The organism is Paenibacillus sp. Y412MC10, from assembly GCF_000024685.1.
Taxonomy (GTDB): Bacteria; Bacillota; Bacilli; order Paenibacillales; family Paenibacillaceae; genus Paenibacillus_AQ; species Paenibacillus_AQ lautus_A.
Genome location: NC_013406.1, coordinates 4,347,562 through 4,361,956, shown reverse-complemented (window position 1 = coordinate 4,361,956; position 14,395 = coordinate 4,347,562). Strand labels below are relative to the sequence as shown.

Annotated in this window: 11 protein-coding genes; all 11 read left to right on the top strand. The window is 53.9% G+C overall.

What is annotated here, in order from left to right; all coding sequences use genetic code 11:
* Positions 1–127 precede the first annotated feature (127 nt).
* The 11 genes from GYMC10_RS18770 (at position 128) to GYMC10_RS18720 (ending at position 14,290) form a co-directional block, all read left to right on the top strand.
* Entirely contained in the window at positions 128–850 is a 723-nt protein-coding gene (locus GYMC10_RS18770) for an SDR family NAD(P)-dependent oxidoreductase (RefSeq protein WP_015736001.1), read from the top strand.
* 27 nt (positions 851–877) lie between these two features.
* Positions 878–1,510 carry a ThuA domain-containing protein gene (locus tag GYMC10_RS18765; RefSeq protein ID WP_015736000.1) on the top strand — a complete coding sequence of 211 codons (633 nt, stop codon included), beginning with the start codon at positions 878–880 and terminating at the stop codon, positions 1,508–1,510.
* A gap of 234 nt (positions 1,511–1,744) precedes the next feature.
* Positions 1,745–2,752 carry a LacI family DNA-binding transcriptional regulator gene (locus tag GYMC10_RS18760; protein WP_015735999.1) on the top strand — a complete coding sequence of 336 codons (1,008 nt, stop codon included), beginning with the start codon at positions 1,745–1,747 and terminating at the stop codon, positions 2,750–2,752.
* 41 nt (positions 2,753–2,793) lie between these two features.
* A complete protein-coding gene (locus GYMC10_RS18755; protein ID WP_015735998.1) occupies positions 2,794–4,590 on the top strand; it encodes an L-fucose isomerase in 1,797 nt (598 codons plus the stop codon).
* Positions 4,591–4,602: 12 nt separating this feature from the next.
* Positions 4,603–6,303, top strand: a complete 1,701-nt coding sequence (locus GYMC10_RS18750; RefSeq protein ID WP_015735997.1) for a ribulokinase — start codon at positions 4,603–4,605, stop codon at positions 6,301–6,303.
* A gap of 159 nt (positions 6,304–6,462) precedes the next feature.
* Complete coding sequence (locus GYMC10_RS18745) at positions 6,463–7,572, top strand: glycoside hydrolase family 172 protein (RefSeq protein ID WP_015735996.1); 1,110 nt, start codon at positions 6,463–6,465, stop codon at positions 7,570–7,572.
* Positions 7,573–7,626: 54 nt separating this feature from the next.
* Positions 7,627–8,742, top strand: a complete 1,116-nt coding sequence (locus tag GYMC10_RS18740) for a DUF4185 domain-containing protein (RefSeq protein ID WP_015735995.1) — start codon at positions 7,627–7,629, stop codon at positions 8,740–8,742.
* A gap of 75 nt (positions 8,743–8,817) precedes the next feature.
* Positions 8,818–10,218, top strand: a complete 1,401-nt coding sequence (locus tag GYMC10_RS18735; protein WP_144374259.1) for an ABC transporter substrate-binding protein — start codon at positions 8,818–8,820, stop codon at positions 10,216–10,218.
* Between the two features lie 84 nt (positions 10,219–10,302).
* Entirely contained in the window at positions 10,303–11,190 is an 888-nt protein-coding gene (locus GYMC10_RS18730; protein WP_015735993.1) for a carbohydrate ABC transporter permease, read from the top strand.
* Positions 11,191–11,207: 17 nt separating this feature from the next.
* Positions 11,208–12,035, top strand: coding sequence for a carbohydrate ABC transporter permease (locus GYMC10_RS18725; RefSeq protein WP_015735992.1), 828 nt, complete (start codon positions 11,208–11,210; stop codon positions 12,033–12,035).
* A gap of 29 nt (positions 12,036–12,064) precedes the next feature.
* Positions 12,065–14,290 (top strand): DUF6259 domain-containing protein, encoded by a 2,226-nt coding sequence (locus GYMC10_RS18720; protein ID WP_015735991.1) that lies wholly within the window; start codon positions 12,065–12,067, stop codon positions 14,288–14,290.
* Positions 14,291–14,395 lie beyond the last annotated feature (105 nt).

Sequence of the window (14,395 nt, the reverse complement as noted above, 5' to 3'; positions counted from 1 at the left end):
GCAGTATCAGGTTATGCTTAAACGGTTGCTAAAGAGCATTAGAAGAGATTACGCAGGAATGGCATTTGGGGAAACTCCCGTATGTCGGTTGCACCGCATTTAATGGATAAAGGAGAGTTGTTGCCCATTGGAAACAATCGCTTGCGTCACGGGAGCCGATCGGGGGTTGGGATTGAGCTTGGCGAAATGGCTTCTTGAAAACGGATACACCGTGTTTGCCGGACGCTATATGGAGGATTGGGACGCGCTGGATCGATTGCTGGAGGATTATCCGGACCAGTTGGAGCTGATTCCGCTTGATATCGGCGACGATGCCAGCGTGCAGCAGGCAGCCAAGCTGATCCGGGATAAGGCGCCGCATTTGGATCTGCTCATAAACAATGCCGGCATCACGAAACGGTCCGATCTGGCGAACATTCAGGGCGAACTGGATTTTGCCGACATGGCCCAAATCTACAACGTCAATACCCTTGGACCTCTTCGGGTAAGTCATGCTCTTATCGAACTGCTGCTTCAAGGAAATAACAAGCTCGTGGTCAATATCTCATCCGAAGCCGGCAGCGTTAGCAGAAATAAACGCAAGGAGATGTACGGCTACTGCATGTCGAAATCCGCGCTCAATATGCAATCCTCGATACTGCATCAGCATCTGTCAGCCGATGGAGGCCAGGTCATGGTGTTCTATCCCGGATGGCTGCAATCCTACATGAGCGGCGAACTGAATCAAGAAGCGGCCGTGCCGCCGGACGTGTCTGCCGATCGCATCATGAAACTTGTGATGGACCATAAGGCATACGTTGGCGAACAGCCGATTTTTCTGGATTATGAAGGACAAGTGTGGCCCTGGTAAAAGGGCGGGAGAGGAGACTGCAAATCTATGAAAGCGATTGCGCTGGGACAATACGAGGGAGCGAAATATCATCCGTTTAAGCAAATTGACCGCGAACTGCAAACCATTTTCGAACCTGCGATGGACGTGGAATGCACGGATGATTACGCCGTACTGCAAAAAGATAAGCTGGAGGGATATGATCTGTTCATATCGTACGCAGAGTTTTCGGATGGGGAGATGCCCGAAAATCAGGTACAAGCGCTTATATCCTATGTGCGCAACGGCGGGGGGCTGTTAGTTATCCACAACGGCATCTCGCTGCAGCGGAGCACGGAGCTGGAAAAGTTAATCGGCGGGCGATTTACGGGACATCCGGCATATACGTCGCTGCCCGTTCGATATCAATCGGGGAGCCATCCGATCGTGGAGAGCTTAACCGATTTTACGATCGATGAAGAACCCTATCGGTTCGAATTGAGTCCGCATGAAACAACGGTCGTCTTTGCGGAATACGAGCATGACGGCCAGCGCTGGCCTGCGGCGTGGGCACATCCATACGGCTCCGGCCGGGTGGTATATCTGATGCCAGGTCATCATTTGCCGTCTTTTCGGATAGAATCCGTGCGTCATCTGATTCGGGAGAGCGGGCTGTGGGCTGCCCGAAAGTGCGTAGACTAGAAAATCGGCACGCATTATAGGCATTCCATCACCGCCATCGAAGGCGGTGATTTTTAATTTGCGCGGAATAGTTCCTGCTGCCAAACGCATTCGTTCCGCCCGGATCTGTATTTTCGGAAAATTCTAAAAAAGAGGGTTGACAGCAGCATGTCCCTTCTTGTAATCTGTGTATGTAATCGTTTACGTAATCGATTACATACAGGAATCAGGATGATATTTTGAGGTGAACGATGATTGGCAAAAGCAACGATTAAACAAGTAGCAGCGGCAGCAGAAGTATCAACGGCAACCGTTTCAAGAGTGCTTAACAACAGCGATTACGTAAGCGAAGAAATTAAAGAGCGGGTGATGGCGGCCGTGAACCGGTTGAATTATCGTCCAAGCGCCATCGCACGCAGCCTGAAGCAGGACCGGACGTACATGATCGGCGTGATCGTGCCCGATATTTCTAACCCCTATTTCATGGGCATATCCCGAGGCGTTGAGGATATTGTAGGCAAAGAAGGCTTTCAGTTAATATTTTGCAGCTCGGACGAAAACCCGGAGAAGGAGAGACGATTGCTAAAGCTTCTGCAGGAAAAGCGCGTGGATGCCGTCGTATTGGCAACGTCGGGCGGGAACGACCCGGCGATCAAGCAGATCGCGGATTCCAACATGCCGATCGTGCTCGTGGACAGGAAGCTGGACTCGCCGGAAACAGGATCGATGCTCGATCTGGTAGCCGAGGACAATACCGAGGGAGCCTCGCGCCTAACCCGGAAGCTGCTGGAGGAAGGACATACGGCTATCGGCGTAGTTAACGGGCCAACGAGATCAAGCACGGGGAGGGAACGTCTTGAAGGCGTCCGGAACGCGATGAAGGCATTTGGCCTGAACGAGGGCCCCATGGTGTATAACGGAGATTTTTCCACGGAGGACGGAATCCGGGCAGTTCAGCAATTTCTGAACGCAGAACGCAGGCCAACCGCCATCATTTCCCTGAATAACCGCATGAGCCTTGGCGTCCTGCTCGAGATTGTGCGCAGCGGCCTGAAGATTCCTGCCGACATGGCAGTAGCTTCTTTTGGCGAGGTGGAAGCCGGGCCTTTACTCAAGGAATCGGGGCTCTACTACATGGAGCAGCATCCCTACGATATGGGAATCAAGGCCGGAGAAATCCTTCTAAGCCGAATACGGGAAGAAGTCCGGCAGGATCCACCGGCTTATGAAATATACAGCAATGATGTCAAACAGCTGAACTGATCGTACATGCCGCCGCTCTAAAAACAGAGAGGATGATGGAGATGCATAATCAATCAAACATCTGCAATCGATTGCAGAACGAATTGCCTAAAATCGGCATTCGCCCTATCGTGGATGGCCGGCGGGGTGGTATCCGGGAATCGTTAGAGGATGTCACCATGGATATGGCGAAACGAACCGCTCGCTTGCTCACCGAACGGCTAAGGCACAGCAATGGGCTTCCAGTGGAATGCGTGATTGCCGACACCTGTATCGGAGGGGTAGCTGAGGCCGCACGAACCGAAGAGAAATTTGCCAGGGAGAATGTAGGTCTTACCATTTCGGTGACACCATCCTGGTGCTATCCGACGGAAACGATGGATACCCACCCGACCAGGCCAAAAGCAATTTGGGGTTTTAACGGGACGGAACGTCCCGGGGCCGTATATTTGGCGGCGGCGCTGGGAGCGCATAATCAGAAGGGTCTGCCGGCCTTCTCCATCTATGGACGCGATGTACAGGATATCGGGGATACCGAAATAACGGCGGATGTTCAGGAGAAGCTTCTGCAATTTGCCAAGGCAGGCCTTGCCGTAGCGACCATGAAGGGGACCTCCTACTTATCGATGGGCACCGTATCCATGGGCATCGCGGGCTGCATTGTCGACGAAAACTTTTTTCAGAGGTATCTGGGGATGCGCAACGAATATGTGGATATGACCGAATTCGTAAGGCGGATCGAGCTGGAAATTTACGATCATGACGAATATGAGCGGGCACTGGCCTGGATTAAACAGAATTGCAAGCCGGGAACGGACGTCAATCCGGAGCATTTAAAGCGGTCCGAAGAACAGAAGGAACAGGATTGGGAAACCGTCGCGAAGATGGCGCTGATTGCACGCGATTTGATGGTGGGCAATCCGAAGCTGGCAGCCATGGGATATGGAGAAGAAGCGCTCGGCCGACATGCACTGGCTGCAGGATTCCAAGGACAGCGTGCCTGGACGGATTACTTCCCGACGGGGGATTTCATGGAGGCGATATTGAATTCCTCTTTTGATTGGAACGGTCTGAGGGAGCCGTATATCGTCGCAACGGAGAATGACAATCTGAATGGAATCACGATGCTGTTCGGTCATCTCCTGACGAATGCAGCCCAGGTGTTTGCAGACGTTCGTACATACTGGAGTCCGGATGCCGTGAAGCGAGTGACGGGATACGAGCTGGAGGGCATTGCGGCCAACGGCGTGATCCACCTGATCAATTCAGGACCGGCAGCACTAGACGGAACGGGAAGGCAATCGAAAGACGGCAAGCCGGCCATGAAGCCGTTCTGGGATATCACGCAGGAGGAAGTCCAGGATTGTCTGGATGCAGTCAAGTGGTGTCCGGCTATTGATTTCTTCCGCGGCGGGGGATTCTCCACGGACTTCACGACCCGGGGAGGCATGCCGGCAACGATCGCCAGAATCAATATGGTCGCGGGTGTCGGACCGGTCCTTCACATCGCGGAGGGAATAACCGTGGAGCTCCCGGAGGCCGTGCACGATGTATTGGACCAGCGAAGCGATCCCACTTGGCCGACGACCTGGTTCGTCCCGAACCTTACCGGCGAGGGACTGTTCAAGGATGTTTACACTGTTATGAGTAATTGGGGATCCAACCATGCCGCCATGAGTTATGGCCATATCGGCGGAGATTTGATTACTTTGGCGTCGATGCTCCGCATTCCGGTATGCATGCACAACGTGCCGGAGGAACGGATCTTCCGGCCAAGCGCTTGGACCGCTTTCGGCGGGCTGGAGCCGGTTTCCGCCGATTACCGGGCATGCGCGTCTTATGGTCCTTTGTACAAATAGGAGGCAGATGATATGAAGCAGTTATACACCATCGGGGTTGATTTCGGTACGGAATCGGGCAGGGCCCTGCTTGTCGATATCACGACGGGCCAAGAAGTAACGACGCATGTGACGCCTTACGCGCATGGAGTCATGGACGAGGTGCTGGTCCATTCGGGTTTGAAGCTGGAGCCGGATTGGGCGCTGCAGCATCCGGAGGATTACTTGGAGGTTCTTAGGCACTCGATCCCCCGCGTGCTGTCGGATGCAGCGATATCGGCTGATCAAGTCATCGGCATTGGCATCGATTTTACGGCATGTACGATGATGCCGCTGGATGCAGGCGGGACCCCGCTCTGTATGACGGAGGAATGGAGGGACCATCCGCACAGCTGGGTGAAGCTGTGGAAGCATCATGCGGCGCAGGAAGAAGCGAACCTGATCAATGCAGCCGCAGCTTCGCGGGGCGAGAAATTTCTTGCGCGTTATGGAGGAAAGCTGTCCTCCGAGTGGATGCTTGCAAAGTCTTTGCAGATTCTGAGGGAAGCTCCCGAATTATATGAACGGTCCGTGTTGTTCATGGAAGCTGCCGATTGGGTGGTCATGCAATTGACCGGCCAGCTCGCGCGAAGCAGCTGCACCGCCGGCTATAAAGCCAATTGGCATAAACGGGAGGGTTATCCGTCCAAGGCGTTCCTGCATTCGCTCGATCCGAGGTTCGGAAATCTCGTCGAGACGAAGCTGAGAGGAGCGATCAAGCCCCTGGGTTCGAAAGCAGGCGGATTAACCGAAAGTATGGCGGCGATGACGGGGCTTCTGCCGGGAACCGCGGTAGCCGTAGCCAACATCGATGCCCATGCGATGGTACCGGCCGTCAGCGTCGTAACCCCGGGGAAGCTGGTACTCGCTATGGGAACCTCTACTTGTCACTTGATTTTAAGCGACAAAGAAGTGACCGGCGAAGGCATTTGCGGCGTCGTCGAGGATGGGATCATTCCCGGTTATTACGGGTATGAGGCAGGACAATCGGCCGTTGGCGATATATTCGCCTGGTATGTGGATGAGGCAGTTCCGGAATACGTTAGGCTTAAGGCTGCAGAAGAGCGGCTTGGCGTTCATGAGTGGCTCGAGAAGGAAGCGGCCCGATACGCGCCTGGACAAAGCGGACTGCTTGCCCTGGACTGGTGGAACGGAAGCCGTTCCGTGCTGATGGATGCCGATCTTAGCGGCGTCATGCTTGGTTTCACCTTGCAGACCAAGCCGGAGGAGATTTATCGGGCCCTGCTCGAAGCCACAGCCTTTGGTACCCGGGCTATTATCGAGGCGTTTACCGATAGCGGCATTGAAGTTCAGGAGCTTTATGCTTGCGGCGGATTGCCGCAGCGCAACCGGCTGCTGATGCAGATTTATGCCGACGTTACCGGCAAAGAGATCAAGATCGCAGATACCGTCCAGACGGCCGCTTTTGGCGCAGCCATGTTCGGTGCGGTTGCGGCAGGCAAAGATCAGGGAGGATATGGCAGTATCGTGGAAGCTTCGGAGGCGATGGCCCGCGTTCGGGAAGAAACATTCAAGCCGATTGAAGCTAACGTCCGAATGTATGACCTGTTATACAAGGAGTATAAAGGACTTCATGATTATTTGGGCAGGGACGAAAATGGGGTGTTGAAACGGTTGAAAGCGTTAAGAAGTAGTTTTAACTCTGAAGGATCAACGGATTCGGCCCGAGGATAGACAACGGGTTATGACTCACATAAGGAATGCAGGCTGTCGTGTTGGTAGCATGGCCTGCATTCCTTAACCACCCATTCTGCAATCGATGTCACATTGTTGGCAAATCGTTTTAAGAAGCGCTTTTTACCAACGCCATCAACTTATAAGGAGCGATCATCCATGGACAATCAAACAGCGTTATTTTCACTCAGCCGCAAGCGATCCGGAAAAAGAAAAAGGGAATCCAGCTACGACCGTTCGGGAGGGAATAAGGATTACTTCTCCATCCAGCCGGGCGACCTGACCGAAATTTGCAGCATTCCGGGAGCGGGTGCCATCACCCATATTTGGATGACCATGGCGACCGACGCCCCTGCCGAGGAATTGTATCTGCCGCGCAAAGTCGTACTCCGCATGTACTGGGACCAGGAGACCGAGCCCAGCGTGGAAGCGCCGATTGGCGATTTTTTCGGAATGGGGCACGGCCTCACCAAAAATTATACGTCAGCGGCGTTGATGATGAGTCCCGAGGATGGCAAAGCATTCAACAGCTTTTTCCGCATGCCGTATGGGAATGGCGCTCGTATAACGATCGAGAGCGAAGCGGAGCATCCGATTAAATTTTATTTCTATGTGGACTATGAATCGTACGATAAGCTGCCCGAGGAGGAGCTGCGATTCCATGCCCAGTGGCACCGGGAAAATCCGACCGACGGGATCGCGGATCGCGGGGTGGATAACGCTTTCTACGAATTCGGCGGCAAGAATACGACGGGCAGCGGCAACTATGTCATTTTGGACGCGGTTGGGAGGGGCCATTACATCGGCTGCAACTTCAATGTCCATAACCTCCGCGATACGCGGGAATGGAACTGGTACGGCGAAGGAGACGACATGATCTTCATCGATGGGGAGCCATGGCCTCCGACTCTGCACGGCACGGGCATGGAGGATTATTTCAATACGGCCTGGTGTCCGCAGCAGGAGGTGTGTACCCCGTATCATGGCATCATTTTGGGCGGCGGCCCGAACTGGAGCGGAAAAATCTCCACGTACCGGTATCATATCCTGGATCCGATCATGTTCGATAGCAGCATTAAGGTCACGATCGAGCACGGTCATAACAATCATCGGAGCGACGATGTTTCCTCGACGGCGTACTGGTACCAGGCGGAACCCCATCGTTCCTTCCCGAAGCTGCCAAAGGTGGATAAACGCTTGCCTATGCCGGATACGAAGCCGCTCAATCCTGCAAGTTTGAATCAGATATTCGGTCATAACAATCCCTGATTTTCGCGGGTGGAATATGGGAATCCACAATCAGATCGGAAAGGGGAGATGAGCTTGAAATGGAAAAATGCCCTCTTCGCAGGCATCATTTTGCTGTTAAGCGGCTGCGCGGGGGGCAGCAAGGTGAATCCTCTGCTTGATGCGACAGACAAAAGCTTTTTATTAAAAGGCATGACCGGCGTGGAGCAGGTTTCGCAATTAACCGGGGAATCCTCCCCCAATCGTACCGATCAATACGCCGTGTACGGCACCGATCTGGGTTCCATGATGAATGACGGGGAACGAACTTACTTCGTGTTCGGGGATACGTTCGGCGAGAGGGCGCCTGATCAGACAGGCGGAGGGGGAAGCTATTGGCGCTCCAATACGATAGCCTATACAACGGACGCTCATCCGGCTGACGGTATCGCATTCGAGGGAATGATCACGGATGAATTCGGCACGGCGAAGGAACTGCTGCCTTCCGCCAAAATCGATTACGAAGAAATGACGAAAATTCCGACCCATGGCATTGCGGCAGGCGGCGCCTTGTATTTGTACTACATGTCGGTCAACCATTGGGGCGATCCGGGGAAGTGGGACGCCAATTACAGCAGCGTGGCCAAATCGACCGATAACGGTGAAACCTGGGAGCTGCAGGACCGGGTCCGTTGGCCGGGAGACAGCAATTTCATCCAGGTTAGCCCCTATAAGGTGGAGAATGAAGCAGGCGGTTCGGATATTTATTTTTGGGGGATTCCTTCGGGCCGCTTTGGCGGCGTTCAGCTTATGAAGGTGGGCGAGGAGCACATCGAGAATATGTCCGAGTACCGATATTACAGCGGATTGAACGATGACGGCAGTCCCAGGTGGAGCGCGGATATGAAGGATGCCAGGTATGTGGTGGATGACACCGTCGGCGAGCTGTCCGTAGTGTGGAATTCTTATCTGGAACGCTGGCTGATGACCTATTTGAAGGAAGGCCAAGGGGTTGTCTTACGTGAAGGCATGACGCCTTGGGGGCCATGGGGCGAGCCCCTGGATTTGGTCCGAGCCGAGGATTATCCGGGGCTATACGGGCCCTATATGAACGATCGGTATACGGAGAATGACGGGCAGACGATCTATTTCACATTGTCTTTATGGGATCCCTACAATGTTTTCTGGTTTAAGGCTTCGCTCGAAAAGTGAGGCGCGGATTCCAAGAATGATCGGTTTAAATGCGGACCAGCGTTTAAATAGTTTGATCCATTATAAGGAGGGTTCATGATGCAGAAAAAAACCATCGGCTTCAAATCCTGGCCTGTTCTGTTCTCCGTTGTTCTTGTTCTGGCGATGCTCGTTACGGGCTGCGGCGGACGATCTGGCGGTCCCGGAGGAGGAGCTTTAAGCAATCCACCGGAAAATGAAAGCGCAAACAACGGAAATGAAGCCAGCGGCAAGGTTGTGATCGATTTCTGGGCGCAAAAATTCGAGGATACCACCGATGCCTGGTTCAAGAAATGGGTCGCCGAGTTCAATAAATCCCAGAGCGAGGTTGAAGTGAAGCTGACCATCGTTCCGGCCGACGCCTGGGACCAGAAGATGAAAGCAGCGCAGGCCGCAGGCAAGGCACCGGACATCCGAACGATCAACTACGGCAATGTGGCCAATGCGGCAAAAACGGGTCAACTGATGGCCCTGAACGATTTAATGGAGCCTTCAGCCTTCGATGATTTGTACGACAACATGAAGGACTTCGTATCCGTTAACGGTCAGTACTATGCTTATCCGAAGCTGGTTGAGCCGTCTGCCGTGATGTTCTATCGGAAGGATATGTTCCAGGAAGCCGGGCTTGACCCCAATCAGCCGCCGAAAACATGGGCTGAGCTTCTGGATGCGGCCCAGAAGCTGACCAAGAAAGGCGTGTTCGGCTTATCGATTGCGCAAACTGCGCCGGATCTGGGCTGGTCGAGCTGGGGGCTGCAGTATAACGGGGCAGGTCATCTGGCGGTTACGGAGGACTGGTCCCAAGCGGACGTGAACAATGACGGTTACAAGGCCGTTTTGGACTTTTACCAAAAAGCGTACCAGTCCGGTGTCATGCCGAAGCAGGCGTTGGCCGGATATGCGGACATCAAGCCTTTCGGCGAAGGCAAGATCGCCATCCAGATTTGCGGTTCCTGGGCGATCGGTCAGCTTCGCAACACCTATAAAGACATGGTGGATAAGGTAGGAATTGCGCCGATGGCATCGATGGACGGCGATTTGACGAAGCCGACGGCAACGCTCGGCGGCTGGTCGTTGGCGGTGGACGGCAAATCCGAGCATCCGCAGGAATCGGCCGATTTCATCTCCTATTTGCTCGCAGGCGACCCGAACATCATGATCGATTTTTTCAAGACGTCCCAGTTCTCCAAGTTCTCCCCGCGCAAATCCGTGGACGAAGCGATGAAATCCGATCCGGATGCATCCAAGGATGAATGGCGTGCACTCGTATCCGAGCGGATCATTCCGCATTCGCAGGCTGAGCCGGTCTATCCGTGGGACATCAGCTTCGCGCTCGCCACGTCCATCGAGTCCGCCATGAAGGGTACTTCGGTGGATAAGGCGCTGGCGAAGGCAGAGAAAGACATTAACGATTTCATCGCGAAGAATAAACTTGCCGGTACGAATCCGAAAAAATAGTGTTGGCAGCCGTCCGGAAATCCGGTTTTCGAAATGTTATTTTCGGATGGCTGCTTCATCCTTGGCCAATGGTGGTGACGCTACATGTTCAAGAAAAATTATCGGCAGGACAACGGCGTGGCTTACATGCTGCTCGCTCCCATCGTCATCCTGCTGACCGTCTTTGTCATCATTCCGTTCTTCTATGCACTGCGGGTGAGCTTCTATAATTGGAGTTTCTATCAGGATTCCACCTTTGTGGGCTTGCAGAATTTCTATATGGTGCTGACCGATGACCTCTTTCTCCAATCCATCTGGGTAGGGCTTAAGTTCGCGCTGATGGTCGTTCCGACGATGCTGATTCTCTCGTTTCTGTTCGCGAACATCATTAAGAATCTGGGCTCCGGTTTCGCAAGCGTTGTTAAGACTTCCGTCTACATTCCCACCATTATTTCCGGAATCGTGGCGTCGGTCATCTTTGTCTTCATCTTCGATTATGCCGGAGGCCTGGCCAATTACATCATCGGGCTGTTCGGATCGGAGCCGAAAGCCTGGCTTGCCGACGTGGCAACGGCGCTGCCGAGCATCGCGGCTCCAGCCGTGTGGCTGGGCTTCGGACTCACGACGCTCATCATGCTGGCAGGCCTCCACGATATCCCAAAAAGTTACTATGAGGCTGCCGAACTCGAGGGGGCGGGCACCTTCGTTCGCATGTGGTACATCACGATTCCGCTCATGCGCAATGTGATCCTGTATCTGCTCGTAACCGGATTTACGGCGCAAATCTCCCAGTTCGAGCTGTCCCTCGTCATGACGGGCGGCGGCCCGCTCAGCGAGACCACGACGCCGAACCTCTACATCCTGAACCACTTCCGAAACGACGTCATGGTCGGCAACTCCATTGCGGCATCGCTGCTGTTGTTTGTGGTCCTTGGCAGTATTTCGGCCATTATCTTCAGAGTACTGAATTCGGAAAAAGCGATCGACGGATAAGAAGGCAGGAGGATAACATGATGAAATCGTTAAACGGGGTCCAAAAAACATTGATGACGCTCTTGACCGGACTGGTGACGATCATGGCGCTGTTCCCGCTGCTCTGGGTCATCATTGCCGGTTTCAAAGATAAGGCGGAGGTGCTTGCAACGCCGTTCCGTTTCTTCCCGAAGAAATGGATGGTTCAGAATTACACGGATATTCTGAGCGACGCGACCTTCATTCAATCGATGCTGGTCACATTCGGAGGCGCCGTTCTCTTCGCGGCGCTGAGCTTGGCCGTGAACGCCACCGCGGCTTACGTCTTCGCCAGGCTGGAATTCCGGTTCAAGTCGATGTTGTGGGTTTATGTCATCGTCACCATGTTCATTCCAGGCATGGCCATTCTGCTGACCTCCTTCATTGTGGTGAATGAGATGGGAATGCTCGATACGCTGGCGGTGCTCGTATTGCCCGGCATTGCTTCCGCGGGTCATATGTTCTTCATCCGCCAATTCTACCTGAATATTCCGATGGCGCTGGAAGAGGCGGCGCTGATTGACGGAGCGGGAAGGATCAAGATTTTTACGCATATCTTCATTCCGATGTCGTTTCCGGTCTTCGTCATCGTGGGCATAGGCTCCTATTTGGCCTATTGGAACTCCTTCGTATGGCCGACGATGACGATCACCAACCCGGAGCTCTTTCAAATCATGCAATATTTATACACCTTCCGTTCCGAACGGGCAACCGAAATGGGCATGCTGATGGCCGGATCGGCGCTTTCCTGCCTGCCGACCATTATCTTGTTCCTCTTCTTCCAGAAGCACATCATTTCAGGAATCAAAATCTCCGGTTTGAAGTAACATTCTAAGCCAACAGGTGGAGGTGGAGCATGATTATACTTGAGAACAGGTATATCCGGCTGGAAATCAGCGAGGTTGACGGCACGGTTCGAGGCATTCGCGATAACGTTAGAGGAATCGGGCTTATCGCGGATACGGGCACGGCGGATCCATTTCGCTTGGAGACGGACGCGGGTTTCAGCAGCTCCTTTCAGAACTTCGGATGGAGCAGGGAAAATACGGAAGACGGGACAGATCAGGTTCGGTTGAGCTGGGACACGCAGGAAGGTATGATCGTCACGGCTTCCGTAAAGCTCGCAGAAGAAGCGGATTGCATTGAATTCCGATGCGCAGCAGAGAACCATTCGGGGACCCGATTGCTGAGCCTGGAATATCCGGTTATTCCGAATTTGACCTCGATCACGGAGCACGGCGAGGAGGATTATATCGCCCATTCCTTTGCAACCGGCTTTGAGGTCAACAACCCGATGAAGGTATTTGAAACGGACGGAATCGGATTTCGTTTCATGCCGTATCCGGAGAGCTTCTCCGGGGCAACGATGCAGTTTTTTGCCTATTACGGCAAAGACAGGGGCGGGCTGCAACTCGCTGCCCTGGACGGCGAGGGCCATCCGAAATGGCTCAATTTCTTCAAGAACGGGAACGGCTTGCTGGAAGCCTCCGTGATCCACGGCTGCAGTGATATGGGACCCGGCAATGGGATCAAGCCGCATTATCCGGTGCAAGTGTCGATTCTGTCAGGAAGCGGCTGGTACGAAGCCGCTGACCGTTACAAGTGCTGGGCCGTGCAACAGAAGTGGTGTAGACGCGGCAATCTTTCGGAGAGGGCTGCGAAGGAAGGCAGTCCATGGCTGCATGAGGATATGGGCGCGGTAACCTTCGGTATCAATGCGGGATCGGATCGTACGGCATGGATACAAAAATACCATGACAGCATCGGAACGCCGATGCTCCACATCCTGGGCCCCGATTGGACGCATCGGCCGCAAACCTTCGGCAGCGGCGTGCCGGGGGGATATGATGATTGGTTTCCGACCCGCTTCAACCCGGAAAACATCGCTCTGATTCGAAAGCTGGGCCATCGCTTCGCTCCGTTCGAATTCGATTACCTTTATCATTTTGACGGAGCCGACGGAGAGCTTGGCAGAGCAGCCGAGCAGAAGTTTCCCGAGCTGAAAAAAAGCGTGGATGCTTACCGCTTTCCGTTCCTTTGTCCGGCGCATCCGTACACCCATGATTTTCATGTGAGGCGGGATACGGCGCTGCAGCAGAGCGATGACATCGATTCGATCTATTACGATATCTCCGCCAACAACATTCTGAAGATCTGCATGGATGACAGCCACGGTCATCCGGTCGGAGCCGGCAGCATCATTGAGGAGGCCTACCGGCGGAACTATGCGGATACGAAGGCGGCCATGTGCGAAACAGCCGGACGCTATATCCCCATGGGTACCGAGATGATGAATGAAACGATGCTGGATCTGATCGACTACTATCAAACCCGGGCAGGGGGGCAGCCGGCGGCGCCGCTCGAAGGATGGCCGATCCGGGAGCTGCTCAAAACAGGTGCGGCCTATCTCATCCCGATGTTCACTTACGTATATCACGAGTACGGCGCGCTGAGATTGGACGGCTGGGGCAAGCTGACCGAGGAAATCGGGGAGCTTTACTATTTTACGGTAGCACGCACGTATCTCTGGGGCGGCCTGTACGAATTGAATTACGAGTACAGTCCGATGGAGGCGCTGGACGGCAACGAAAATACCGCGGAGGAGCATTATTATCCGTTTGAACCGCGCGGGTATGCCTTCTCGGCGAACAGGGCTGATTACTTGGCTCTGTATGCACAGCTGCGAATCGGTGCCGCGAAGCCGTATTGGTCGTATGGCACGATGCTTCGGCCGCTCTCCTTCGACGTTCCTATGACGCCGATGAAGTGGTTTCATTACAACCACGGCAAGGATACGCCGGAATATAACAACTCGGGAGAACTGCTGACCGACGCCGTTATCCACTCGGCATGGCAGAATGATCAAAGGGATGTCGGCTTGTTCTTTGCGAATGTGACCGGAGAGGAGCAGACGATACGCTTCGAGCTCCGTCCGGAAGACTACGGAAAGACGACCGTGACCGGGCAGCTGTACACGAAAGCGGGAGAGCCGGCCATTGATTGCACCATGGAACAAGGCGGATTGCGTTTGCTTAAGCTTCCGGCACGAAGCATAGCGATGTTGGAATTGACTTCGCCTTAACTTGGCACAATGACGCGGTTTTCTAAGGCGGACGATGATAGAAATTGGGGCGGCAACGTCGGACAATTGGATCAGATTGACGATTTCAGCCTGTTAAAGAATGGA